Annotated in this window: 24 protein-coding genes; 12 read left to right on the top strand and 12 right to left on the bottom strand. The window is 50.8% G+C overall.

Translation table 11 applies throughout. The annotated features are described in order from the left end of the window. Positions 1-34 precede the first annotated feature (34 nt). On the bottom strand, positions 35-925 hold the full coding sequence (locus ACJJIY_RS07125) for a hypothetical protein (RefSeq protein ID WP_445359359.1): 891 nt from the start codon (positions 923-925) through the stop codon (positions 35-37). After that, entirely contained in the window at positions 922-1,842 is a 921-nt protein-coding gene (locus tag ACJJIY_RS07120; RefSeq protein WP_445359653.1) for an amino acid--tRNA ligase-related protein, read from the bottom strand. The genes ACJJIY_RS07125 and ACJJIY_RS07120 overlap by 4 nt, the downstream gene beginning before the upstream one ends. A gap of 337 nt (positions 1,843-2,179) precedes the next feature. On the opposite strand from ACJJIY_RS07120, the gene ACJJIY_RS07115 reads away from it, so the two are divergent. Next, the gene (locus ACJJIY_RS07115; protein WP_445359358.1) at positions 2,180-2,779 is read left to right on the top strand and encodes a 3'-5' exonuclease; all 600 of its coding nucleotides are present in this window, start codon (positions 2,180-2,182) and stop codon (positions 2,777-2,779) included. A gap of 65 nt (positions 2,780-2,844) precedes the next feature. On the opposite strand, the gene bioD is transcribed toward ACJJIY_RS07115, so the two are convergent. Beyond that, positions 2,845-3,543, bottom strand: coding sequence for a dethiobiotin synthase (gene bioD / locus ACJJIY_RS07110; RefSeq protein ID WP_445359357.1), 699 nt, complete (start codon positions 3,541-3,543; stop codon positions 2,845-2,847). A 232-nt stretch (positions 3,544-3,775) separates the two neighbouring features. On the opposite strand from bioD, the gene ACJJIY_RS07105 reads away from it, so the two are divergent. Beyond that, positions 3,776-4,264 (top strand): L,D-transpeptidase family protein, encoded by a 489-nt coding sequence (locus tag ACJJIY_RS07105; RefSeq protein ID WP_445359356.1) that lies wholly within the window; start codon positions 3,776-3,778, stop codon positions 4,262-4,264. Positions 4,265-4,310: 46 nt separating this feature from the next. Here ACJJIY_RS07105 and bioC read toward each other — a convergent pair whose 3' ends face one another. The 3 genes from bioC to bioB are packed head-to-tail and all read right to left on the bottom strand — an operon-like array spanning position 4,311 to position 8,091. Continuing rightward, entirely contained in the window at positions 4,311-5,855 is a 1,545-nt protein-coding gene (bioC, locus tag ACJJIY_RS07100) for a malonyl-ACP O-methyltransferase BioC (protein WP_445359355.1), read from the bottom strand. Further along, positions 5,852-7,045 carry an 8-amino-7-oxononanoate synthase gene (gene bioF / locus ACJJIY_RS07095; protein ID WP_445359354.1) on the bottom strand — a complete coding sequence of 398 codons (1,194 nt, stop codon included), beginning with the start codon at positions 7,043-7,045 and terminating at the stop codon, positions 5,852-5,854. Before bioF ends, bioC begins: the two co-directional genes overlap by 4 nt. After that, positions 7,042-8,091 carry a biotin synthase BioB gene (bioB, locus tag ACJJIY_RS07090; protein WP_413665834.1) on the bottom strand — a complete coding sequence of 350 codons (1,050 nt, stop codon included), beginning with the start codon at positions 8,089-8,091 and terminating at the stop codon, positions 7,042-7,044. Before bioB ends, bioF begins: the two co-directional genes overlap by 4 nt. 180 nt (positions 8,092-8,271) lie before the next feature. On the opposite strand from bioB, the gene ACJJIY_RS07085 reads away from it, so the two are divergent. Both ACJJIY_RS07085 and ACJJIY_RS07080 read left to right on the top strand, forming a co-directional pair. After that, on the top strand, positions 8,272-8,964 hold the full coding sequence (locus ACJJIY_RS07085) for a ComF family protein (protein WP_445359353.1): 693 nt from the start codon (positions 8,272-8,274) through the stop codon (positions 8,962-8,964). A gap of 159 nt (positions 8,965-9,123) precedes the next feature. Continuing rightward, positions 9,124-10,269: a beta-ketoacyl-ACP synthase III gene (locus ACJJIY_RS07080; protein ID WP_445359352.1), complete on the top strand. Its 1,146-nt coding sequence runs from the start codon at positions 9,124-9,126 to the stop codon at positions 10,267-10,269. A gap of 135 nt (positions 10,270-10,404) precedes the next feature. Here the strand turns inward: ACJJIY_RS07080 and ACJJIY_RS07075 are convergent, their stop codons facing one another. Then, entirely contained in the window at positions 10,405-10,893 is a 489-nt protein-coding gene (locus ACJJIY_RS07075) for a DUF1203 domain-containing protein (RefSeq protein WP_445359351.1), read from the bottom strand. A gap of 96 nt (positions 10,894-10,989) precedes the next feature. Beyond that, positions 10,990-11,535 carry a PadR family transcriptional regulator gene (locus tag ACJJIY_RS07070; RefSeq protein ID WP_413664186.1) on the bottom strand — a complete coding sequence of 182 codons (546 nt, stop codon included), beginning with the start codon at positions 11,533-11,535 and terminating at the stop codon, positions 10,990-10,992. 242 nt (positions 11,536-11,777) lie between these two features. Between ACJJIY_RS07070 and alaE the strand changes: the two genes are divergently transcribed. From alaE to ppc, 5 genes are all read left to right on the top strand, one after another. Beyond that, the gene (gene alaE, locus ACJJIY_RS07065; RefSeq protein WP_444895361.1) at positions 11,778-12,275 is read left to right on the top strand and encodes an L-alanine exporter AlaE; all 498 of its coding nucleotides are present in this window, start codon (positions 11,778-11,780) and stop codon (positions 12,273-12,275) included. Positions 12,276-12,315: 40 nt separating this feature from the next. After that, positions 12,316-13,017: an aspartate/glutamate racemase family protein gene (locus tag ACJJIY_RS07060; RefSeq protein ID WP_444895362.1), complete on the top strand. Its 702-nt coding sequence runs from the start codon at positions 12,316-12,318 to the stop codon at positions 13,015-13,017. Between the two features lie 374 nt (positions 13,018-13,391). After that, a complete protein-coding gene (locus tag ACJJIY_RS07055; protein ID WP_444895363.1) occupies positions 13,392-14,765 on the top strand; it encodes a response regulator in 1,374 nt (457 codons plus the stop codon). A gap of 168 nt (positions 14,766-14,933) precedes the next feature. Then, positions 14,934-15,287, top strand: coding sequence for a DUF4870 family protein (locus ACJJIY_RS07050; RefSeq protein ID WP_444895364.1), 354 nt, complete (start codon positions 14,934-14,936; stop codon positions 15,285-15,287). Positions 15,288-15,569: 282 nt separating this feature from the next. Next, positions 15,570-18,233: a phosphoenolpyruvate carboxylase gene (ppc, locus tag ACJJIY_RS07045; RefSeq protein ID WP_445359350.1), complete on the top strand. Its 2,664-nt coding sequence runs from the start codon at positions 15,570-15,572 to the stop codon at positions 18,231-18,233. Positions 18,234-18,302: 69 nt separating this feature from the next. Here the strand turns inward: ppc and ACJJIY_RS07040 are convergent, their stop codons facing one another. Next, positions 18,303-19,547, bottom strand: coding sequence for a DUF945 family protein (locus ACJJIY_RS07040; protein WP_444895366.1), 1,245 nt, complete (start codon positions 19,545-19,547; stop codon positions 18,303-18,305). 682 nt (positions 19,548-20,229) lie between these two features. Between ACJJIY_RS07040 and ACJJIY_RS07035 the strand changes: the two genes are divergently transcribed. The 3 genes from ACJJIY_RS07035 to ACJJIY_RS07025 all read left to right on the top strand — a co-directional run bounded on the left by ACJJIY_RS07035 (position 20,230) and on the right by ACJJIY_RS07025 (position 22,337). After that, complete coding sequence (locus ACJJIY_RS07035) at positions 20,230-20,616, top strand: hypothetical protein (protein ID WP_282934530.1); 387 nt, start codon at positions 20,230-20,232, stop codon at positions 20,614-20,616. 135 nt (positions 20,617-20,751) lie between these two features. After that, the gene (locus ACJJIY_RS07030; RefSeq protein WP_445359349.1) at positions 20,752-21,690 is read left to right on the top strand and encodes an NADP-dependent oxidoreductase; all 939 of its coding nucleotides are present in this window, start codon (positions 20,752-20,754) and stop codon (positions 21,688-21,690) included. A 47-nt stretch (positions 21,691-21,737) separates the two neighbouring features. Continuing rightward, positions 21,738-22,337, top strand: coding sequence for a DUF1287 domain-containing protein (locus tag ACJJIY_RS07025; RefSeq protein ID WP_445359348.1), 600 nt, complete (start codon positions 21,738-21,740; stop codon positions 22,335-22,337). Positions 22,338-22,364: 27 nt separating this feature from the next. On the opposite strand, the gene ACJJIY_RS07020 is transcribed toward ACJJIY_RS07025, so the two are convergent. From ACJJIY_RS07020 to ACJJIY_RS07010, 3 genes are all read right to left on the bottom strand, one after another. After that, the gene (locus tag ACJJIY_RS07020; protein WP_444895369.1) at positions 22,365-23,219 is read right to left on the bottom strand and encodes an AraC family transcriptional regulator; all 855 of its coding nucleotides are present in this window, start codon (positions 23,217-23,219) and stop codon (positions 22,365-22,367) included. Between the two features lie 80 nt (positions 23,220-23,299). Continuing rightward, positions 23,300-23,602 (bottom strand): DUF1330 domain-containing protein, encoded by a 303-nt coding sequence (locus ACJJIY_RS07015; RefSeq protein ID WP_444895370.1) that lies wholly within the window; start codon positions 23,600-23,602, stop codon positions 23,300-23,302. Between the two features lie 58 nt (positions 23,603-23,660). Continuing rightward, complete coding sequence (locus ACJJIY_RS07010) at positions 23,661-24,092, bottom strand: DUF4345 domain-containing protein (protein WP_444895371.1); 432 nt, start codon at positions 24,090-24,092, stop codon at positions 23,661-23,663. Positions 24,093-24,136 lie beyond the last annotated feature (44 nt).

Here is a 24,136-nt window from a genome sequence, read left to right as displayed (position 1 = left end):
CCCAGAGCGCCCAAAGTTTACCGACATTGCATCATTATTCAGGCCAGTCAATGGTTAGCCCCTGCCGTCGTAACACATCAATAAGCTGATTATATTTTTGCTCCTCTAGTAACAAATCAGACTTTCCTATTTCATTAACCGCCCGCAGGAAAATTTGATGAAGGCTAGCTTGACTCAAATAAAGATCCTCAGGCTTCAAAGTACGAGGGTGAGTGTTATGAAGTTGTTCTACCCAGTCGGTCGGCAATCGCTGCTCTAATCGCCGATCCCCCTGTAATTTAACACCTGTAGCCTGTTGAATAAGTGGGATAATGGCATGTTTACGTGTAAAGGCGAGAGAGTCACAAGCAGCCAAACTCTCACCTCTTTTAATTTTTGCAAATGTATACCAAAGCCATCCACAATAACGAGGAATAATCTCCTGCACTGACATTGGTTTCGTATCAGGCATGGTGTTTTGGTTGATAGGAATATCTTTACGCAAGACGATGAATGGTTCTTGGATACAGCAGGGAGGATCTGCACAATACAAAAAACTTATATCTAACTTTACAATCCAGTCATCTTGTCGAGTATAGAAAACAAGTAAATTTGGGATTCCCGCATGCACAGCAGAGAATGTCACGCAAATATTAAAATACCGGGTGAACATCTGCTCAAATTCAGCTCTGGCCCTATTGAGTGGATTAGTCGACTCATAGACTGCCGTGATATCCAAATCACTAAAAGCATCGGCTTCACCAGATGCGATGCTTCCACCTATAGTTATAGTCACTGGTGCATCTTGTTGATTTGCCCATGAATTGATAAATGAAAGTATGGGGTGTAAGTGCTGAGGTACTCTATCTTCAGCTAATCCCAGTGAGCTAATTCTTACCTGATTAGAAATATTGTAACTTGAAGGGTCCCTATCGAAAGAACTCATGGTGACAATTCAAATCCATTTCTACGAGGTAATATCTGGAGATCCCGAATATCATCGTGTTGGAGCACCCACATCAAAAATCGCTCAACACCCATGCCAAATCCAGCCGTTCTCAATGGGTAAACCCGCTTCATATTCGTATACCACTTATAGGATTCTGGATTTACCCCATGTACCTTCATAGCTGTGAGAACGGCCAGATCGTCAACATGTCTCTCACCACAACCAACCACTTCGCCACATCCAAATAAGAGATCACTATTTAATGCGCTATAGCCGTTTTTATCCATGGCTTGATAAAAAGGAACAATTCCATGGTCCCACTTGGTAACCCAAACAAAGGGGCCAATAGTTCTGATAAGCTCTCGCTCTCCCGCTCTAGTAAGATTTCGCCCGTAATCCGTTTTATCGATAAACTCCGGCTTGTCCTGAAGAAGCTTGGCGGCTTCATCAAAAGTAACAGAATTAAAAGTTAAATCTCCGTTTGCCACTGACTCTAAGTGACTTAAGCTGCCGATTGCTCGTGTAATTGACTCAGCTTGCTCCCTAAGTATCGCTTCGCAAAGCACACGGATATATCCTTCAGCCAAAGACATAGCCTCATCCAAGTCGCCACTAATTTCTACCTCGCTGTGCATAAACTGACAGAGATGTGTAGCGTCCCAGTCCTCCCCACGAAATGACGGCATTAGATAATAAGCGCCCCGAGGCTTCATTCGACAACACAACTCAAGCTGAAACTGCATGGAGTCGGCTAGATATGTTTCCTGACCATTTAATTGAATACTCACAGGAATTGAATCACTGCCCAGCCCAACTGGGCTCGAAATACTACCAGTCGTAACAGGTAAGTGAACGGTTCCAATTCCCTGGCCTCGCCAGAACATTGCTGTCTCTCGAGTAAGTATGTCTTGCAAATCTACCAGCAAGTTAAACCAAGAATTATTTGCTAGTTTCAAGTATCTGCTGGGATCTTCAAGAATCGGTGGTTGCCAGCCATTTGTATGCTCATTCGTAGTCAATTTCCCAACCCCAATCAAAGAGATATCCCCATAAGAATATATCCATCTACTTTTTACTGCTGGACGATACAAATTTTTGGTGCGCGTTTTGTTTCCCCCTTTAATAAATCAATAACGCAAATCCAATAACTGCAATAACCGAGTTAGGAAATAATGAAAAATTAGAGAAAATCACGCCAGCTTTATCCGAATAACTACATAGACTATAAATTAAACATTGTCATGAATATTCTTGCAAAAAGCTTCTCAATTAACGATGAAGAATCAAACCTGTATCCTTTTGGTTGATCTCGAATGTACTTGTGATAACGAGCCGCCCCTCCCTCCAGAAGAAGCCGAAACCATAGAGTTGGGTGCGATAGTGGGAAGTTTGACACAAAAAGCTTTTGTTCAATTAGATGAAAGGCAGCTATACGTAAAACCCTTTCTTCACAGGAAATTGACACTATTTTGTACCGAATTAACGGGTATTACTCAGGAGCAGGTTGATAAGGCCTCGTTGTTACCCGGGGTACTGGATAAATTCAAAGATTGGCTTTCCAACTATGAATTAGCCGCATGGGGCAGCTGGGGAAATTTTGATGCATGGCAATTGCGCATGGAAACAGGCAGAAAGGAAATAGCAAACCCCTTACAGTACCTGCCTCACATTAATGTGAAGCAAATATTCGCTGACAATAAAGGACACCGCGTCAACCTAGCCAAGGCTATTAAACTATCGGGGCTTACATTTAGTGGGCGACTGCATTCCGGTATCGATGACACACGAAATATCGCCCAACTTCTGGAAAATGATATCGCCCTACGAACTAGCTTTTTAAATCAGATATAATCAGGCCTAGTAATATCACCTTGTAAGGACAGCATTTTGCGCCTTCTCCTTATCCTACCGCCCCATCAGTGATCGGCTTGGGCAATTAACCCATCGATATCCAGGTACTGGGCAGCATTGCGATAGTTCGCGGCGCTATCGAATGGAAGAGAGCCTAGAAGAGGAGCCGGCAGTAGAGCCTTAAGGGTATGCAGATTCTCCTCTGCGCGAGCCATACCCTCACCACGTACAAAGTTGGCTACCCAACCCACTAACGGAAGCCCATCACGGCGGATTGCCTCTACTGAGAGTAATGCATGGTTGATACAGCCAAGTTGCATGCCCACCACGAGTATGACCGGTAGGTTTAGTTCCCGGGGCAACTGGGACAGAAAGCTTCTTGGGCCCAACGGGGTGCGCCAGCCACCAGCACCTTCGATCAAAACCAGGTCGGCCCCTGCAGACATCACTCCCCGACAGACGCCAGCCATCCGCGCAACATTTAACTGCTTACCCACCTCTGCGGCCGCTATATGCGGAGCAATAGCGGGCTCCAGGGCAAAGGGGTTTACTTGCTGGTAAGGCAGCTTCAGAGTCATCGCTTCCTGGAGCAAAAGGGCATCTTCATTGCGCAGGCCATCATCCGTGTGCTCACATCCAGATGCCACAGGCTTCACTGCCGCCGTTTGCAAGCCTGCCTCCGCCGCTGCCGATAGCAGTGCGGCGCTCACATATGTCTTGCCGACCTCGGTGTCAGTACCGGCGATAAAATAGGTTTTTGCCAAGGCCTAACCCCCTCCTCCAATAAAAGTTAACTTTTTTCATAACGTGACTTTTCACGCCACTCAGATGGTGATAAATTAACCCGGTAGCGCAAATTTTGAACAAATCAGGCCGTACATCGATAAGAAGGCACGGGGTTGCGCTCACACAATAACCCCCTTTTAAAGGGGACAGACAGCAGGGATGCGGTGTCATTGCGAAATAACCGACAACTACCCGAACTGCTTAAAGACCATGCGATACCTGACCTTTGCCCTGCTCCTGCTGGTGCCAATCTTTGCTTCAGCGAAAGTTGATCCCGTTGACCACGTCGTAGTTTATAAGTCCAAGAAACTCATGCAGCTGATACGGGACGGCCGTGTCGTGAAAAGCTATACCGTGTCTTTTGGCGATAACCCCAGGGGACACAAGGTTCGCCAGGGGGACGAGCGCACCCCTGAAGGCCGCTACACACTGGACTGGAAGAATCCCAACAGCCGTTTTTACCGTTCAATCCACGTGTCCTATCCCAACAAGCAGGACCGTGCACGGGCAGCCAAAATGGGGGTCAGTCCCGGCGGTGACATTATGATCCACGGTATCAAGCCCCAGTGGTCCTATATGGAAAAACACCTGCGCCGCACCAACTGGACCGATGGCTGTATCGCCGTGGCCTCCAATCGCGAAATGGACGAAATCTGGGCTCTGGTGAAGACGCCAATCCCTATCGACATCTACCCCTGATCTCTTCAATCTTGCACCCGGCTCCCTGCGTTGCGATAGGCGCAGGTCAGCCGGATTTTTTTGCCCTGCAAGCGGTGAGATTCATATAGATCACCTCGTAAGTTACCGGCAATCCACGCTCTTCCCGCTTATTCTCATAGGCCACGGACAAGTGCTGCAGTTTGCGGCGACCTGTCATACCTTTATCCGCCGCCCGGTTAATATTGTGTGCACCCACTCCCTTAAGCTCCCGCATCAACTGGCGCAGGCTATCAAAGTGCAGTAGGCGCAATTCATCCGTAACCAATCCGCTGAGGTCACTGTGCAGTGCCGCTTCACGCCATTGCTCGGCGGGCAGAAACTGATTGACATGTACCCCCCCATCCACTTGAGCCCAACTCTGTTTCAATTCCACCAGGGTTTTAGGGCCAAGGGTGGCAACCAGGCACCGCCCTTCAGGGGCCAGTATTCGCTGCAACTCAGCAAATAATTGTGGCAGGCGGTAGCACCATTGCAGCGCCATACTTGAAAACACTAAATCAATACTACTCGCCGCCAGGGGTAACTGTTCGGCATCGGCCGCAATGTAACCATCAGCTTCGGGTCTTTGCGTCCGGGCAAATTTCAGCATCCCCTCCGCCAGATCCAGGGCAATAATTTGCGCCTTAGGAAAATGCCGCCGTAACAGTTCAGTACCGAATCCGGTGCCACTGCCCAAATCGAGGATCGTACGGGGTGCCCAGCTGTCATCGGCTTGGGCCAACAGTTGCCGGCAGACTGCCCGCTGCAGATGGGCGCAATCATCGTAGCCCTGTGCTGCCCGGGTAAAAGAGCGAGCTACCGCAGCCTTATCAAACGGCTCAGCCGGGGGATTTCCAATAGACTCGAGAAGCTCGAATAGATATTCAGCGACGATGTCAGCTTTGGTGCAATGGGGTAAATGGCCCGTCTCGGGTATGACTTTGACGGTGCCCCCACACGCCTCAATGGACCGAGCAGCTTCAATGGGAACCAGGGCATCCCTGCTGCCAAACAGGTGCTGTGCCGGCACGGACAGATTTTCCAGGTATTGGCGGTTATCCAACTCTGCCAGACAGCACAATGCTTCCCGCCAGGCATCACTATTTATTTGAGGTTTTTGTGCCTTAAGGTCTTTAAGCAAAGAGCGCATGGCGCTATCACCCCGTGCCTGCAGCGAGCAAAATCGCTCCCAGGTACTCTCCGGAGATGATGTAAAAGCATCGAAAAATGCCTTGAAAGTGCTCTCGGCCATGCCCGGCCAGCCATCTCGTTCCACAAAGCGGGCATTGGCAGCTATGGTCACTAACCCCAGAACTTTGTCCTGCTTCGCTATAGAAGCCAGGCGAACGGCAAGCATACCGCCGAGGGAGTGTCCAACCAGGATACAGCGAGGGGGAAGTTGCTGGTAAAGCTTCTGCAGCAAAGCTTCTAGTGGAGGCCAGTCTTCAGCACCTTGTGTAGCAAATCCAGGTAACTCAATACAGTGGAGTTGCACTTCTGTACGACGCGCCAGGGATTCTATAAGCGGCCGCCAAAGGTCTGCACTCCCGCCCCACCCGTGCAGGAAAACCAAGTGTTCAACCCGTGTCACTTATCCAGTACCCCTGCATCCTGCAAAATCTGCTGCAGCGCGCCTAGTAGCTCATCAATATCCTCGGCCCGGTGAGCCGCGCTCAGGGTAATGCGCAAGCGTGCAGTGCCCAGCGGCACTGTAGGCGGGCGAATGGCACCCACCAGGAACCCGCGCTCCTGCAATTCTCTGGCAACCGCCATCACAGTGTTTTCACAGCCCAACACCAGCGGCTGTATCGCACTGGCTGACGCCTGAAGAGGTAGACCGAGCTGTAGTGCCCCCCGGCGGAAATAAGCGATATTTACCCGCAAGCGCCCTTGTAACTGAGGCTCATCGCGAATCAATTCGATAGCAGCCAAGGCGCCGGCAGCCACTGCTGGCGTCATTCCGGTGGTATAGATATAGGGCCGCGCAAACTGGGTGAGAAAATTTATCAGTGACCGGGAGCCCGCAATAAAGGCACCGGCATTGCCAACCGCTTTACCCAAGGTACCCATCACAACCGGGGCTTGTTCCTGGGACAGCCCCGCCAGGGCACAGCTGCCCGCCAGTGGGTATGCTTCGCTACCCATTACGCCAAAGCCGTGGGCCTCATCAACCATTAACCAGGCGTTGTATTGCTTACACAAAGTGGCAATCTCAGCCAGAGGGGCCAAATCACCATCCATGCTATAAACGCCATCCACCGCTACTAAAGTAGCGCCACCCCGGCTAGTAGCGCGCTGCAATTGGCGTTCAAGGCCAGCGAGATCGTTATGGGCAAAGCGCAGACTGTTGGCGCCACTCAAACGGGCACCGTCAATCAGTGAAGCATGATTAAGCCTGTCCGAAACAATATTGTCGGCTCGCCCCAACAGAGCACAAATAGTGCCGATATTCGCCATGTAGCCACTCGAGAATATCAGCGCCGCTTCTCGCCCGGTTACCTCGGCGATGCACTGCTGCAAGCGGTGATGAATATCCAGGTGACCATTAACCAGGTGAGAGGCTGTGGCGCCTGCACCACAATCTGCTCCCGCCTTCTGTGCTGCGATGACTTCCTCGCGGCTGGCAAGCCCCAAGTAGTCGTTACTGCTAAATACCAGTAGCTCCCGCCCATCGACCCGGGCTCGCGGCCCGGGTGCACGATCGAGGGTTTTTAGCTCCCGATACAGATTCTGCTGGCGGCGCTCGGCGAGGCGCTGTTGCAGGACTTCATTCAGGGTCATTTGGCCGCGTCGTAGAAGAAGGCATCATTTTGCTGTTCGGTAATCTGCGCGTTCAATTCCGCTTCCACCTCAGCCTCATCGGCGTACTGCTGATACTCTTCTGGCTTAATACCCAGACGACTGAACAACTGCATATCTTCGTTAGCTTCCGGATTCGCGGTCGTCAGCAATTTTTCACCGTAGAAAATAGAGTTGGCGCCGGCAAGGAAAGCCATTGCCTGCATCTCATCGCTCATCTGCTCGCGACCGGCGGACAGACGCACATGGGATTTCGGCATCATGATACGGGCCACAGCAATGCAGCGAATAAATTCGAAGGGATCCAGGTCCTTTTGTTCTTCCAGCGGGGTACCTGCGACTTTTACCAGCATATTGATGGGCACTGATTCGGGGTGCTCCGGCAGGTTCGCCAATTGCATCAATAACCCGGCGCGATCTTTGTCGCCTTCACCCATTCCCACAATGCCACCAGCACAGACCTTCATTCCCGCTGAGCGCACTCGCCCCAAGGTTTCCAGGCGATCCTGGTAAGTGCGAGTGGTAATAATCTCACCGTAATATTCCGGCGAAGTATCCAAATTGTGATTGTAGTAATCGAGGCCTGCATCCGCCAACTCCTGGGCCTGATCATCATTTAGCATACCCAGGGTCATACAGGTTTCCATCCCCAACGCCTTTACTTCTCGTACCATCTGGGTCACGTAAGGCATGTCTTTTTTCTTGGGGGAGCGCCAAGCGGCCCCCATGCAGAAGCGGGTAGCACCGCCGGCCTTAGCTGCCCTTGCCTCCTGCAATACCTTTTCAACCTTCATTAGTTTTTCCCGCTCCAGCCCGGTGTCATAGCGGGCACTTTGGGGACAGTAGGCACAGTCCTCAGGGCAAGCGCCGGTCTTGATAGAGCAAAGGGTACTGACCTGTACCCGATTGGCATCAAAATAAGCTCTGTGCACTTGCTGCGCGGTAAACATCAAGTCGCTAAACGGCATGGCGAAGAGGTCCAGTACCTGCTGGCGGGTCCAGTCGTGGCGGATCTCTGCGGCGGGCATTTGCTGGGCGGCAGTCACAGGGCGTACTCTCTCTGTTGCTTATTAAAATCGGATACTCACAGCCTGTTAGCAGGCTCTAGCGGCATCGATCAGCGAGCTCTAATTCAGCGTCTGCCGTTCAATCCACCAGACTGGCCAGTTTAGCCACGGCCAAACCGCTGTCAACTCGGAAGAGACGATATGGTTTACAAGCTATTCAGTAGAAAACTTGCCCAAAGTCTGGCCCGCTGCCTGCTGTGCGGCGGAGCATCGGGAGAGGTTGGAATCTGTTCTGCCTGTACTCAGGAACTACCGGCGCTAGGCCGTAGCTGCCGCTACTGCGCCCTACCCTTGGCGGCGGCAAAAGATAATATTTGCGCGGCCTGTTTACAGAGGCCACCCACCTTAAAGAAGATCAGTGCTGCCTGGCAATACGCTTACCCAATCAACCACTTAATCCAACATTTCAAATACCACCGGGACCTGGCCGCCGGGCACAGCCTTATACAGCTAGCGGCCCGCCAATTGGGGCTTCCAGAGGATATGCCTGACATACTTACCCCGGTTCCTCTGCACTGGCGCCGCTATTGGCAACGCGGTTACAACCAGGCTCAACTTATTGCCAGTGGTATGGGCCAAAACTGGTGCCTGCCAGTAGATCTGCAACTACTGCGCAAAACAACACCCACCAAAACCCAGTCTCAACTCAGCCGCAACCAACGGCTGAAAAACCTGTCTGACAGCTTTGCCGTGCGCGGAGAAATATCGGGTGCCCATATCGGCCTGGTAGACGATGTTGTAACCACGGGAGCGACTCTTGAAATCATCACTCGCAAGCTACTCACAGCCGGGGCAAAACAGGTCAGCGCCTTCGTTTTGGCCAGAACGCCATGACTGTTCGGCGCGACTACAAATAGACCCATAGTCACCCCAACGTCACAATAGCTTACCTTGCCGTTCTGGCGCCTCAGTCCCTCATCTGCCAGCACTGCTAAGGTTCTAACAGCGACTAAATTGCCCGCATTTCTGTTGTCGCGGGCCAGGAATTCAGCGATGAGTGAATACAAGTTGCCACGGGGCATTGTCATCAGCGGCACAGGCCTGTGGACCCCACCGGAATCTATTAGCAATGAAGAGTTGGTAGATGCCTATAACACCCATGCCGAGCAGTACAATCTTGAGCATGCTCAAGAGATCGAGGCCGGTGAGCGCGCGGCAAAACCTTTCTCTTCTGCAGAATTTATCGAGAAGGCCTCAGGCATCAGGAGCCGCTATGTGGTGACCCGCGATGGCATCCTTGATCCGAAGCGCATGCGCCCCCTTATTCCCGAGCGCGCAGATGAAGAGCTAAGTGTACAAGCCGAAATGGGCTTAAAGGCCGCCAGACTAGCCCTAGAGAAAGCCGATAAGCAGGCCTCTGACATTGATTTGGTCATTGTCGGTGCCTCCTATATGCAGCGCGCCTACCCCGCTATTGCTATTGAAATCCAAGGTGCACTGGGTATCGATGGGTTTGCCTTTGATATGGAAGTGGCCTGCTCCTCAGCCACCTTCTCACTTCAGCGTGCGGTGGATGCGATCTGCTCAGGCTCAGCCAAAACTGTACTGGTCATCAATGCCGAGCTGGCCTCACCACAAGTGGATTACACCGACCGAGACAGCCACTTTATCTTTGGCGATGTAGCCGTAGCCAGCATTATCGAGCGCAGAGAAACCTGTACTGTCGAAAGCGCCTGGGAAATTCTCGGCACCAAAGCGAAAACCGTTTTCTCCAACAATATCCGTTCGAACTTTGGCTACACCGCTCGCGCCGCCGATGTGGACCCTTTTGGCCCCGGTAAGCTGTTCCGCCAGAATGGCCGGAAGGTATTTAAAGAAGTTTGCCCCATGGCGGCGTCTCATATTGAGGCCCACCTGCAAGAGACAGACACCGATCCTCACAGCGTTCGCCGCTACTGGCTCCATCAGGCCAATATCAATATGAACAACCTGATCGCCAAGAAGCTAATGGGTGACAATGCAAGCGTTGAACGCGCGCCCATCGTTCTGGACCGCTACGCCAACACGGCAAGTGCCGGCTCAGTTATCGCATTTAATTTGCACAGCGATGACTTGCAGGTCGGTGACCGGGGAATTATCTGTTCCTTTGGTGCAGGCTATTCTATTGGCAGCTTGGTATTGGAAAAAGTCTCCATTTAATTTTGAAATATTTTCGGAGTTCGGGAATAAATACTGAACTCCGAAACAACCACCAAAAAGACCGGTGGTTCTCACTACCACTGACACCAGGATTTTATTAACCGGCGACCTGGCCTTCACAAATATCTATTAAAACTATGCGCGATCCAGCCGCAGCGCATAGCAACCGTAAGCAGCGAAGCGCAGCAGAGCGTAATCAATCTCATCCTGCATAAAATATTCACTCACTTCTGTTTTTATTTGTTCAGGGTCCACCAATTTCGCAGACACGATGTGCTCTTCAGCGCTATAGGCGCGAAGCACTAGTGGCACACCACTCTTGAAATAATCTTCCGCATTATTATTTAGCGGGGGGAAGCTATTCTGTGCTCTGAAGTCTTGTTCCGGCTGCGGCTGCGCCAGTACAAATACAGGCCCGTATTCCCGGTAAGGACCGGCAAAAGAGAAAGGGCAGTAGCTCGCCAAGAGGATTTTCTCCCCCGGCCGTGCGCGCCGTCGCACATCACGACATGGCTCACCGCCCTGGGCGCTCAGCTGCCGTACCGGCTGCCCTAGATCATCTAGACCTGCTTGACGAACCTTTTCTAAAAAATCTTCGCGGATAGGTGTTACGGTAAAAGTCATGGCTAAGGTCACCCCACTTGCTAAAAGAGCGAGGTTACTGAACACCAAACGGCATCGCTGGCCAGATTCGGGCGCGTCATTCCAAGCGAGTAGCGGTTATTTTTTTACGGACTCTTCAAGCTCACTCAGCAGACCTTCCGCCCAACTAATCCAGGTCTTTTCCGCCTCAATCCCCAAAAGCAGGGTTTGATGTGCCAACCAGTAGCGCTCCTGGAGCGCTGTATCACTCTTTAATACCCGCTCATTTTGCTCCTGGTAACTTTCCAGAGAGCTGCGATGTTGGCGCAGTTGGGCCTCCAGAGCATCTCGCATTTCATCCTTGCTCAGGTTGTGACCGGCGAACATACGCACCAGGAAAGGCTCGCGAATCTTCTGCGGCGCACTGGGCTGAGTGACCCAGTCACGCAGCTCGGCGCGACCTAGATCCGTGAGGCTATAGACCTTCTTGTCCGGCTTGCCTTCTTGGGCTTGCTCCTCACAGTCCAGCAGGCCCTCCTCATGTAACTTGTGCAGCTCGCGATACATTTGTTGATGGCTGGCACTCCAGAAGTGGGAGACGCTGCGCTCAAAGCGCCGCTTAAGGTCATAACCACTGCCGGGCTCAATATCCAGCAAGGTGAGAACGGCAAAGCGCAGGGACATGAAAACTCCAACTCATCTTATGCAAAGAGTTGCATATTAACCGGTGCCAGCCATTCGTGACCAGCTGCCAGATTTTCACAACAAGATAATTAGATTAATAAATAATTAAAAAATAGGACAAATGTATCGTTAGAAACTATCAGTCGAGATGTAAGGCTAGCTTTTATGCAAATTGTAGATATAATCGCCGGTCTGTCGCCAAAGTCGTTTAGGCGGCCACTGTCTACGAGGTTGTTTGCCCAATGTCCGCGCCCGCACTATCCCCATCCAGTCCAGATGCCCCAGATGAAAAGGCATCTGGGGCGCGCCGCTGGGACTTTATGCTGGACATCTTCGCCATGAATAGCTTCTCTTGGGCTGTAGCGATCCCCATCGAGCTGATTCTGGCGGGTATGAGTTGGAACGAACACCTGAAAGTTCGCCTGATGGCCCTGGTATTCAATACCCTTATCGCCCGTCCATTCAGTATGTATCGCAACTGGATTGTGAACCGTTTTGGGGGTGGCGGCTTTATCAATGCCTATCTGGTAGACACCTTTGTATTCCTCAGCTTCCAGTTCCCGCTATATATGGCCAATATGCGCCTCGGTGGGGCCAGCTGGGACGAAATTGCCACCGCCAGTATTACTTTTATGCTCATCGCGGGAGCTCTTGGCCGCCCCTACGGAATTTATCTCGACTGGGTGCGCCGAGTGTGGATTAATACGCTTGTCCCCCTGTGGAGCAAACGCGCTGCCTGAGGGGTCACCGATACTCGATTAGGCATTACGAGAGAGGAACATGACTGTGTTGACCGATAACGCCATTGAAAACAGTTCCATGACCGTTGGCGTGGTCGCCGGCACCCCCACAGATACCCGCTTCGGGTTGGACTTCCTCGCCGCGCGCCAACTTCGTGGCGTGGGCCTGTCCCTATCTTCCTCTCCCCAGGCCCAGACTCAATTGCAGGCGCTGGAGCGCGACGCCCTTACCCAACAATTGATCGAAGCCATTGAGCAGCTGTACCAGGCCGGTGCAGAAGCGGCCATGATCTATTGCAACTCACTTTCCGGTGCTGTGGATATGACGGCGGTAAAAGCTGCCTCCCCCATTGAGGTGGTATCCCCTCTCGAGGTCTACGCTGAGCTTACCCAGCGCTATCGCAACTTTGGACTGCTGGCCGCCAACTGCCAGAGCTGCGCCAATATCGAGCGGGAAATACTCGAGCGCAATACAACCGCCAAAGTCATCGGTATTGGCAACTTGCAAATTGTGGAAGATATCGAGGACGGCCTCGCCGCAGAAATGATCGTTCGCCAACACGCCCTTGATGACTTGGTCGCGGCATTGGTGAAAAGTGGCGTACAGATCCTGATTTTGGGCTGCACCCATTTCGATTATTTTTATCGGGAACTGCTCGCACACTGCGATGGCATTCGCCTTTTCCTTCCCTCAGAGCGTATGTTGCAATTGCTGCAAGAGCGCATTCCCCAGGCTGCCTGAATACTATTTCCTCACGACAGCTCCGGCGTAATTTGTTCAGGAGCTGTCGCTAATCTACCCATATAATCTAGTAAATTGCTGCTAGATCCCTCTATGTAATCAGATGCAATCTGCTGATTAACTTCACACCCAACAACCCGGCCGCTCAACCTCAAGGCAGAACAGACGGGGCCAGCCGGCAACTCTTCTATCGGCAAGTTAACTGAAGCGCCTCTGCTCCCCCCACAGCAGAAGCAAAATTTTTCTTGTACCAAAAGCGGGCTTATTGCAGTATCAAAAATCTCCGGTGTGCCTGGGTATTCATTACAACAAGTCGTATAAACCCTTTTTGGACTGCAGGATTTAGTCCAATTTAAATAACGTTGGTTACAAGGATGATAGAAACCACTTTGTCTGGGGGAATTCCCTCTCGTCACGTATTCTTGCGTGCCATATGCCTCGGCCTATTGGTCTCGGGTTCGGTATTTTTATCGAGTACTGCACAGGCCGATGTTATTACCACACTAAAAAGTCAGGTCCCGCTCTTTTGGATGGGAATACCTGCTGTGCTTCTACTGCTAATTTGTGCGTTTGCAATAAATAGGCAAGTTAAATTACGCCAATTAACTCTCGATACCAATGCTCGGCTTAAAAATTTGAGCAAGGAAAATAGCAATCTTTTCCAACAGGTACACAGTCGTAACAGCGAATTTATCGCACTGGAAAAACAACTTGCCGATGCTCTCAGTGAGCTGGAACAATTGCGCCAGGAGAAATCTGATCTCCTCACCATAACCCGGCACCACTTACAGCATCCCCTGGATACACTTCTCGGCACTTTGAATTTATTGGCTCGCAGCGAAGACAACAATACGCGCGCCCTGGTAGAAATCGGGAAAAGACAATTAAACAGCGCCCTTAAATCCCTGGAGAACTTACATCAGTGCGGTAATGTTGAAACAGTAGAATTAAAACTCCCCACTGAAAGCCATCGTGCACCCGGCAAACAGCTCTCTGTATTACTCGTTGAAAACAGTAAGCATGACTCCCTTCAGCCCACCCTGGAGACCATGGGCCATAACGTGCAACGGGAGTGCAATGGGATCGATGGGAGCAGCGCGGCACTGCAAAAAAATTTCGATCTTATTTTGGCAGATACCCATCTTCCGTTGATGGATGGTGTTGAAGCAGTGCGGGAAATCCGCAGGGAGAGAGGTGCAGAACTACCTATTTTTGCCCTTTTACAAAATGCCAGCTCTGGCGATAAGGAGCGCTACCAAGCCAGAGGCTTTACCGGGGTATTGACCCACCCGATCGGCGACCGACAGCTGATGCAATTATTGAGTTGGGCTGTTCGCCGAAGCCAGGGCATTGCAGGCCCCCAGGGAGCAAAGCCCACTCGACTCCTTAATACCAATACCCTATTTCGCCTGCGGGATACATTGGATCACCATACGTTTGCCGAATTACTCAGCGAGCGCACCGCCACCCTGCCAAAACAAATAACGTCATTAACCAGCGCTATTACTGGACGCCACTGGCTTGATGCAGAACAGCAGGCACAAAGACTGGCTCGCTCAGCTATTGAGGTCGGCCTCGAAACAATAGCTTCTCGCTTGCGTACCCTGGCCGCAAACCTCTCTATCGATAGTGAAAGAGAACATTGTCGCCAACAGCGCACAGAGCTTTTACAGCTTATGCGCGAATCTGTACGCCAGCTAAAGGCCTGGCGCGAACGCAATGTTCACACCGAGTGGGCATTAAAATGAACTACCCTACTGTGACCCAATTTCGAGCCACAGTACTCTTACTGGGAAACAATAGGGCGGAAAAAGCGTCTGCAATCCACCGCGCAAATAACACATCCCAGCGCAGCTAAGTTGAAATGCACTATTTGCACCACACTATATTGGAGTGAATAGTAAAGAGAACAAGTTATGTCAGAGCAGTATCCCGAACGCAGTCAGGAAGCCCGAGAACAAAGCGGGCGCGACCTGGCCATCATGGTTTACCTGATCCAGGCGATCAGCTTATTTACTGCAGTACCATTTTTTATCGGGGTATTAATCAACTATTTTAAGCGCAGCGATGTTCGCGGCACCCTGGCCGAATCCCATTTCCGCTGGCAGATTCGCACCTTCTGGTTCTGGCTGCTGTGGACCATTGTTGGCTCATTAACCATCTGGGTACTGGGGCTAGGCTACCTAATCCTTGCGATTAACTGGATATGGGTAATTTATCGGGTTATTCGCGGCTGGCTGACACTGGTCGACCGGCGCCCAGCTTATTAATGGCAAATATTTCATTTTATGGGCCCAGTATCTTGGGCCCATTTACTTCTCAGTAAGAAATGAACCCAAGATTCCCTGACTGAAATTACCGACTTTCACACCTCGTAAAAGACAAAAGCAGATTGACTAGCCAAAAGGCTGTACCAACTTTTCCTCATTTACTTTCTCAAGCCCTTATTCGCCAAAAGTTGCAGCTGCAACATTGCATGCTTCATCACAAAGTGTGCGAATATGCCTATCCGATTGACTTTCACCGCGTTGTTAACAGGGAGAAATAGATTCGTGAACCAGGACCAGAATGCCCCCTTGCGGGAAGATGTACGCCTGCTGGGTGAAGAGCTCGGCGCAGTATTGCGAAACCAAGTTGGCGAGCCACTATTTGATACCGTTGAGAATATTCGTCAGGCGGCCGTTGAAAGCCGCAGCAAAGGGGCGATGCAGGCCGATCACTTGCGAGAGCTACTCGACCCCCTGGATGATGCGACCCTATTGGAAGTTGCCCGGGCATTCAGCCAGTTTCTAAACCTGGCCAATATTGCCGAACAGCGCCATCGCGAGAGACTGCACCGCCAGCACCAGCGCTTTCCCGGAGATCCCGATACAGACCGCGGCCTGCGACAGGTACTGGCAGAGTTAAGCAAAGCGGGGAAGTCTCCCGAGGAAATCCACGGGACACTAAAAGAGTTATCCGTAGAACTGGTCCTAACCGCTCATCCCACCGAAGTGACACGCCGTACCCTAATTCGCAAATACGATCGAGTTGCAGACCTGCTCAACACACTGGACAGGCCCGACCTGACCCTAGAAGAATCCCAGGATTTACGTCGCCACCTACAAGAGCAGATCCTTTCCGCTTGGAGCACAGACGAGATCCGTCGCTCCAGGCCCACTCCGGTTGATGAAGCCAGATGGGGCTTTGCCACTATCGAACAGTCCCTGTGGCAGGCGGTTCCCAGAAGCATGCGGGAAATAGACAGTGAATTGGCCCTGGCCAAGCTTCCCCCTCTGCCGGTGGACTGGGTTCCCATCCACTTTGCCTCTTGGATGGGGGGAGACCGGGACGGCAACCCCAATGTCACCGCCAGCGTCACCCGGGAAGTTCTGCACCTAGCCCGCTGGATGGCCGCCGACCTCTATCTGCGCGATGTGGAAAACCTGCTCGCAGATTTGTCCATGCATCGCGCCAGCGAAGAACTTTTACAGCGCACTGGCCCCAGCCACGAGCCCTATCGCCTGGTGCTGCGCCAGGTTCGCGACCGTCTCAAAATAACCCGGGAAAAAATGGAGGCCCGCATTGGTCGACGCGCAGAGCCTTCCGGCCTCGCGTTTACCAGCAGCGAGCAGCTGGCCGACGAGCTGCGCCTGATCGACCGCTCCCTACGCGATGTGGGCCTCTCAGCCATCGCCGATGGCCAACTTAAAGATACCCTGAGGCGACTCAACTGCTTCGGCATCACTCTATTGCGTTTGGATATACGACAGGAATCCACCCGCCACGCTGACACCCTGGATGCCATTACCCGCTATCTGGGTATGGGCAATTACAGTAGTTGGAGTGAAGAGGAGAAACAGGAGTTCCTGGTGTCCGAGCTGGACAGCCGCCGCCCACTGGTGGACGAGAGCTTTTACCGCAGTGATTTTTGTGACGAAGAGGTAAGCGAAGTCTTACAGACCTGCAAGGTCATTGCCGAACAGGGTCCCGAAGGATTAGGTGCCTACGTTATCTCAATGGCGACCACACCTTCCGATGTTCTCGCTGTAATGCTGCTGCAAAAAATTGCCGGGGTGCAGGTGCCAATGCGAGTGGTTCCCCTGTTTGAAACCCTCGACGATCTCGATGGTGCAGCTACCACTATGAGTACCCTGCTGAATATCCCCCTCTACAAGCAGCGTGTGCTCGATGGCCAGGAAGTGATGATCGGCTACTCGGACTCCGCCAAGGACGCCGGCTTCCTGGGCGCCGCCTGGGCCCAGTACCGCACACAGGAAGCTCTCACCGGAATATTCCGCAACCACGGTATCCCCCTAACTCTGTTTCACGGCCGGGGCGGCTCCATATCCCGAGGCGGCTCGCCGACTCGTATGGCCCTGCTGTCGCAGCCACCGGGATCAATAGCCGGGCGCATTCGCGTTACCGAACAGGGAGAAATGATTCGCTTCAAATACGGCCGCCCCTCTGTAGCTGCTTACAACCTGGAGCAGTATGTCGCCGCAACTCTGGAGGCGACACTGATGCCCCCGGCAGAGCCGCGTTCGGAGTGGCGCGCGGAGATGGACCGGCTCACGGAAGTCTCTGTCGGCAATTATCGGGAAGTCGTGCAGGATGATCCGGCCCTGGTGGCTTACTTGCGCACTGTCACCCCGGAAACCGAGCTGAGCCGCCTGGCCCTGGGCAGCCGCCCGGCAAGGCGTAAACCCGGTGGCGGTGTCGAATCACTGCGGGCGATCCCGTGGGTGTTTGCCTGGACCCAGATACGACTGATGTTACCGGCCTGGCTGGGCACTGGCGCCGCCTTGGAGAATGCCCTTAAGCACGCAGATGAAACCGATATTCTGCGGGATATGAGCCGTCAGTGGCCCTTCTTCCAAGGCGTTGTGGATATGCTCGAAATGGTGCTGGCTAAAGCTGATCCCCGCGTTGCCTCCTGGTATGAAGAGCGACTCACCAAAGATGCTGACCTTATCCATCTGGGCGTTAGTTTGCGAGAGCGACTTGCTCACACTGTAGAGGCCCTAAAACAGCTTACTGGGCGGGAGAGCTTGTTGGATAACAATCCCGTGATGCGCTGGTCCATCCGCGTGCGCGATCCCTACACTGACCCTTTGCACCTATTGCAGGCCGAGCTGATGGCACGTTTGCGCGAACGGGAAAGTGATGGGGTATTGGAAAGCGCGCTGATGGTCACTATCGCAGGGATTGCAGCGGGCATGCGCAATACGGGTTAGAGGCCTTAGCGGCTGCCCTGCAGCTGCGCTCTGGGACCAGCTGCCAGGACAGCAGCTGGCCCTGGGCAATCAGAATTTACCGGTAAGGGCCATTACAAACAGGTCTGCCGGCAACTGCTCTCCATTCACCTCCAACTGGCCACGATTGACCTTGAGGTACATTTGCAGCTCACCCTTGTCTTCGATCAGCAGGCCATAATCTCGCAGAAGCATTGCCTGACCTACCAGGGGGGACTGCAAGAGCGCCTGCTCTGCAGCGCTAACGGTCATACTACCTACCAGCGGTTTGAGCCACTGATCGATCTCACTGGCACCTCGGCGGGAGGATTTGCGCATACCCCGCCAATCGATATCAGCATCTACTAACACCGGGCCATTGCGAGATTGAATCGCCAGCTGTTGCTCCAGGCGCAGCGGGCGACTCATTTCACGAGCCCAATTCCGCTCAGGGGCCGGCAACAATACACGCAGGTAGTGCCCCAGATCCGCAGTCTTAATTCTCGGCAAGGTCATCTGCTGGCGCACAGAGGTAATCGGTGTTGCCGAGTCCACGGTGGGGAGCTTCAGGTCACTGATAATTTTCAGGGTCTGTGCCGCCAATTCTTCCAAGGTCAGGTCCAGGGTAACATCGCGCAATTGAACCGGCCCGGAATCTGATTCTGCCCTCAGCAACGACAATCGCAGCTCCGCATTACCGCCCTCGCCGGGCATATATTCAAACTCGCCTTCAAGGGGCTCGGTAAACAGTACTTCGATACCTTCGCGAATATGGCGCAAGCTTCCCAGCTCCACGACACCGTTCAGCACAGCACCGGTGTAATCCGTAGATACGGCAACCTCCCCACCGTCAAACTCCAGCTCCCCGAGTGGGCCAGTATTTTTGAAAGGGTCTAAGCGCAGGGTATTCAGCACCCGGTTGTCGGCGGTAACCAGGGTTTCCAGAACTACCGGACTCGCCTGTAAAGCGCCATAAATGGACTCCAATTGAGCGCGCAATTCAGGCTGTAGTTGATCCAGCTCCAGCCGGGTCTCGGTATAAACCACACCCAGGCGCGGCCCCTTGGAGGTAAGCAACACCGGCCCATGATGGATCTCGGTATTGAGCTGGGTAGTGCCATCCGGCAATGCCACTTCAGTATTGGTTTCAGCACCAAACCATCCGCGTTCGTAACCCGTGGAATTCCCCCCCTGCAAGCGGCCCAATTGCTGCTTCCAAATTTCCTCTACTTTGGGGCCGATAAAACCCGGCGCAGCCAGGGCAGATATCACCATTAGGGCAAGCACAATAAATAGAAGTGAACGCAGTAGTTTCATAAAAAATCATCTAGCGAAGGGGTTTGCGCCGATGGTATCAGATTATGAGGCTATTAGTGCGACAAGAGCCTCGTTACTTGGTACGAGTGCTGAACATTCATCAACCAGGGCATAAGGACCTACGACCCATTTCTAAAGAGCAGAATCTCGGCTTGTAAATTAGTAAATCTATATTTCAAAAGCTCTGATCAAGCCTAAGAAGAGGGGGTTGTAAGCGGCCATAAATTGAAATTGACCATTATCGCTAGAGATCAGCTCACAAGTCTCTTGATCTCCTGTGGCACGCCTGAGTAATTTTATGGCTCGATGACAGTTTTAAACAACAATGTAATTTTTTAAACCACCCTTTAACTTCCCCTTAATCAGAGCAATTTAAAATGGTAGGTAACAATCTATTTTTCTTGTATTTCAATCTAACCCAGATTCTTATCTCCACGATTTAGCTTTCTTACAAATACCTCCGCAAAATAAAGGTCCTGATTACTATAAGAAAACCGCTATCTAGGAAATTTTTTTGTTTTCTACCTATTCATGTAAAAAATAATTATTGAATTCATAACCGTTATCTCGATCGGATCTTAAAAGATACCTTTACAACAACCGAAACTTCCATTACCGCACGTTGGGACACTCCCCCAGTTTGAGTAGACTTGTGGCCAAACTAGGAGAAGGAGAAGACGTTATGCGATATCTTGTTTCAATGGTGCTCTTGTGTTCTCTCGCAGGTTTCAGTTATGCAGATGACCGCATGACGCGCCTCCCATCCAACGCTGAACCCGTGCAAATTCTCGGCAAGACTTATTATCAAAGTGGTAATACTTTCTATGCCTTTAATGAGCAGGGCCGTTATTTCTACAGAGTACAGCCCCCCACCTCTATTCGTAGTTATGAGAATCCCCGGGATATGTATATCCGCGGCTCACAACCTCGCCCCCAAACTTGGGGTCTGACTAGAGACCAGGTAGAAGGCTGTATGAATGCCGCTGCAGATATGGCAAATGCTAACCCTGCGGTAGGTGGTAAGATTTATATTCGCGAATATAACCGCTGTATCAGTAACTTGCGCTAGCCATTGTGGCTATATTTACTGCTACAAGGGGCCTTCGGGCCCCTTTTTTCAATCGTTATTTTTTTACAGTTACTAAACTAGCAAGTCTTTCAACACACTAAAGCTATCAATCCTCTAATTTTAGAGCTGTGAAATATGCAAGCCGCTATTATCAGGTCTTATGGCAGCCCCATCGAAATTGCACAGATGCCTAAACCTTCACCGGATAAAAATAGTATTTTAGTAAAGGTACAATCGGCCAGTATCAACCCCCTCGATAACTGGGCAATATCGGGGGCTTTACAAAACGTAATGCCTGTAAAAATGCCGCATATTGTCGGGTACGATGTTACTGGGAAAGTAGTAGAAATTGGCAGCGCTGTCAGAAATTTTAAAATTGGCGATCTGATATTTGCACGCCCCGATACAAATCAAGCGGGTACGATTGCCGAATACACTTCAATCAAAGCAATGGACGCAGCTATCCGCCCCTGCAATCTTTCCAACAATGAGTGTGCCGCTTTCCCTCTCGTGGGTTTAACAGCCTGGCAATCTCTCATTGAAGTGGGAAAATTACAGAAAGGGCAAAGAGTTCTTATCCACGCTGGCTCCGGCGGAGTCGGTACTATCGCTATACAAATAGCGAAATATATTGGCGCCTTCGTTGCCACAACCACCAGTGATGCCAACTTTACATTAGTCAAACGACTCGGTGCCGACACTGTTATCAATTATAAAACCGAAAAATTTGAGGAATTACTCGAGGATTATGACCTTGTACTCGACTCTTTAGGCGGAGAAGTATTAGAAAGGTCTGCCAAAGTTCTTAACAAACATGGTCTATTAGTATCAGTCTCCGTCAAAGCTAAAGGGGCAGATACCTTAATTGAAAAGATGAGGCAGCGTCTCCAACTAGTCTATTCATGGCCAAGTGGCACTACTCTCGCAGAACTTGCTTCATTACTTGAGAAAGAATTTTTGAAACCGGTTATTGATAGAGTCTACCCCATACATGAAACTCAAGCCGCACTCGACTACCTAAATAAGGGAAGAGCCAAAGGTAAAATAGTTATTGATGTGTTGCAGGGTAAATAAACGATAGTATAGGATTTCAACCTAGACTCAAAAAAACTGGAGCCCTAGTGAAACGGATATTTCTATTTTTGGGTACCCTGATTTCTGCCGCCAGTTATGCACAAAATATAACTTTGGCCGAAGCTGCTCTGGAGCGAACCTATCATAAGGTACGCTACGATCCTGCTTATGTGTCTATTCCCTATCCAAATGGAGATGTGCCGGCTGATACCGGTGTTTGTACCGACGTAGTGATTCGATCATATAGGAAGCTGGGGATCGATTTGCAAAAAGAAGTTCACGAGGACATATCGGGTCATTTTCAAGCCTACCCATCTAAACGCATTTGGGGACTTTCCAGGCCAGATAAAAATATTGATCACCGGCGAGTACCCAATCTACAGGCTTTTTTTACTCGCAAAGGACAATCACTCTCAATAAGTGACAAGGCAGAGGATTATCTACCAGGGGACATCGTTACCTGGATGCTGCCCGGTAATTTACCACATATCGGTATTGTGACTGCGAAACGCTCTCTAAAGACCAACCGGTACTTGGTCGCACACAATATCGGGGCTGGATCCGTGCTGGAAGACATGCTGTTTTCCTTTAAAATTACCGGGCATTACCGATACAACGCAGGTCAGGCAACCGAAAAGATTGAGTAGCGAAAAAACTACGCTATTGCCAAGCGATTACGGCCTTTCTTTGACCGGGATATGGAGAAACATTTCTGCTGTCGGGCTGGTAACCTGATATCTGGGTGGGTACAGCTCAAAGTCTGGCCTCTCAATATAGTCGTAATTGGACTTTGGCAACCAGCTTCCCCAAATATACTTCAATGTCTGTTCCAGGGTGGTAATAGATCCGCGGTGAACAAATTTTGCATATAGCTGCTCCGGTAGTTCCCGCGCCACCATACCCTCGGGTACCTGAGTCAGGTCGGCAACCGGCGCACAGCAGACATACTTAAACTGAATTTCATCATCCGCTTCCTCATAACATTCATAGATACCAAAAGATTCATCGCTGATACGATTGGGGATTTTATCCCTGTAGGGCCGAAATGCAGACCAGAGCTTTGGCAAGCTGAGATTTTCATGGTCGTATTCCTGCGCTACCCCCACCAATTGCATCGCTGGCCGCGAAATAATTTGTGGCTCCATGGACAACTCATTTTGCAAGAAGTGCAGCATATGAGGGCTAAATTGATCCTTATACAACAACCGAAAAGGATCCTGCTGCTTTCGATACTGTGCCGGGGTTACGTTAAATAAAGCTTTAAACGCGCGAGTAAACGCTTCTTGGGAGTCAAATTGGCACTCCATGGCAAGCTCAAGAATACCAATATCTTCACTCAACAACCTCTTTGCGGCGACGGTCAATCGGCGCTTACGCAAATACTCTTTCGGTGAGTCCCCCACTAATGCCTTAAAAATACGGCTGAAGTGGTAGGTGGAGTAATGAGAGGCAGCAGCAATTTCGTGAACAGAAATTTTGTCATATAGATGCTGCTCTACGAAGTTAATACTTTTAAAAAATCGCTGCATGAGAGGCTCCTTCACTGCCAGTCTACGTTGGGACGGTGAAATTTTCGAACAATACCTTCCCGGTTTAGTATGCCTTTAAATTAAATTCGCTCACTAGTGATAAAAAAGCGTAAATGGGCAAATGCTTTGTCCCTCAAAGGAATAATCGCCTGGTAGGCTGGATCATTAAAGAATGCATAGATCGCCTCCCGATCCGGAAAAGATACCACAACAAATGCCCTTGGTGACCGCCCCCCGTACAGGGCCTCTTCCACATCATAAGAAGCAATAGGCACCCCCCCATACTGTTGCATTAATTGCGGTGCCAGACCACTATACTGCTGAAGAGCCTGCAATTCCTGTAAGTTTGGTGAAGACTCTATATGTAAAAATACTGGTAACAAAGTAATAACCTCTTAAGTGTAAATAAATTTTAGTTGCTTAACTAAGAGCTTCTAATGACTAACTTTGAGAGGCTACTCGCCTATGCCAAAAAACCAGAAGTGGAACTATCGCAAGCTCAATAATCGTAGGGGGTAAGACCTGATCATCCACCAATCCAAATTCCAGAATATTGCTTAAGCGGCCCAGACCGCCAATAAAGAGGGATAAAGCCACGAAGTAAAACAATGCTTTATGTTTTTCGATATTGCTCAGGAAATACAGTAGAACCAATCCCTGGGCAAAGAAAACACCAAAGGCAAATCGATATTGATTATCCCCAAATCCTCTCAAGGGGCTATCCGGGCCAAAAATCATAGCACCACCACTCAGGGCAGCACTGCCATTCAGCCCTCCAAATGCACTGATACCACCGGGTACAAAACAGATCACCGCTAGCGCTACCACTAACAATTGGAAAATTTTTCTTTCTATAGAACTCACCTGATTCATAGTGTCACCTTAGTTTTCCGTATTTGGAGTGATGACCTAATCAT

The sequence above is a fragment of the Microbulbifer maximicatervae (SeqCode) genome (genome assembly GCF_052468155.1).
The sequence above is the reverse complement of the archived record's forward strand: the minus strand, read 5'-3'. Positions and strand labels throughout refer to the sequence as shown.

Bases quoted from the DNA above. Each gene is read 5' to 3' on its own strand.
- alaE (WP_444895361.1), top strand. From the start codon at position 11,778: ATGTCCGCGCCCGCACTATCCCCATCCAGTCCAGATGCCCCAGATGAA.
- ACJJIY_RS07020 (WP_444895369.1), bottom strand. From the start codon at position 23,219: ATGCAGCGATTTTTTAAAAGTATTAACTTCGTAGAGCAGCATCTATAT.
- ACJJIY_RS07010 (WP_444895371.1), bottom strand. From the start codon at position 24,092: ATGAATCAGGTGAGTTCTATAGAAAGAAAAATTTTCCAATTGTTAGTG.
- bioF (WP_445359354.1), bottom strand. From the start codon at position 7,045: ATGACCCTGAATGAAGTCCTGCAACAGCGCCTCGCCGAGCGCCGCCAG.
- ACJJIY_RS07075 (WP_445359351.1), bottom strand. From the start codon at position 10,893: ATGACTTTTACCGTAACACCTATCCGCGAAGATTTTTTAGAAAAGGTT.
- ACJJIY_RS07030 (WP_445359349.1), top strand. From the start codon at position 20,752: ATGCAAGCCGCTATTATCAGGTCTTATGGCAGCCCCATCGAAATTGCA.
- ACJJIY_RS07080 (WP_445359352.1), top strand. From the start codon at position 9,124: ATGAGTGAATACAAGTTGCCACGGGGCATTGTCATCAGCGGCACAGGC.
- ACJJIY_RS07105 (WP_445359356.1), top strand. From the start codon at position 3,776: ATGCGATACCTGACCTTTGCCCTGCTCCTGCTGGTGCCAATCTTTGCT.
- ACJJIY_RS07125 (WP_445359359.1), bottom strand. From the start codon at position 925: ATGAGTTCTTTCGATAGGGACCCTTCAAGTTACAATATTTCTAATCAG.
- bioB (WP_413665834.1), bottom strand. From the start codon at position 8,091: ATGCCCGCCGCAGAGATCCGCCACGACTGGACCCGCCAGCAGGTACTG.
- ACJJIY_RS07050 (WP_444895364.1), top strand. From the start codon at position 14,934: ATGTCAGAGCAGTATCCCGAACGCAGTCAGGAAGCCCGAGAACAAAGC.
- ACJJIY_RS07070 (WP_413664186.1), bottom strand. From the start codon at position 11,535: ATGTCCCTGCGCTTTGCCGTTCTCACCTTGCTGGATATTGAGCCCGGC.
- ACJJIY_RS07085 (WP_445359353.1), top strand. From the start codon at position 8,272: ATGGTTTACAAGCTATTCAGTAGAAAACTTGCCCAAAGTCTGGCCCGC.
- ACJJIY_RS07055 (WP_444895363.1), top strand. From the start codon at position 13,392: ATGATAGAAACCACTTTGTCTGGGGGAATTCCCTCTCGTCACGTATTC.
- ACJJIY_RS07035 (WP_282934530.1), top strand. From the start codon at position 20,230: ATGCGATATCTTGTTTCAATGGTGCTCTTGTGTTCTCTCGCAGGTTTC.
- ACJJIY_RS07040 (WP_444895366.1), bottom strand. From the start codon at position 19,547: ATGAAACTACTGCGTTCACTTCTATTTATTGTGCTTGCCCTAATGGTG.
- ACJJIY_RS07060 (WP_444895362.1), top strand. From the start codon at position 12,316: ATGACTGTGTTGACCGATAACGCCATTGAAAACAGTTCCATGACCGTT.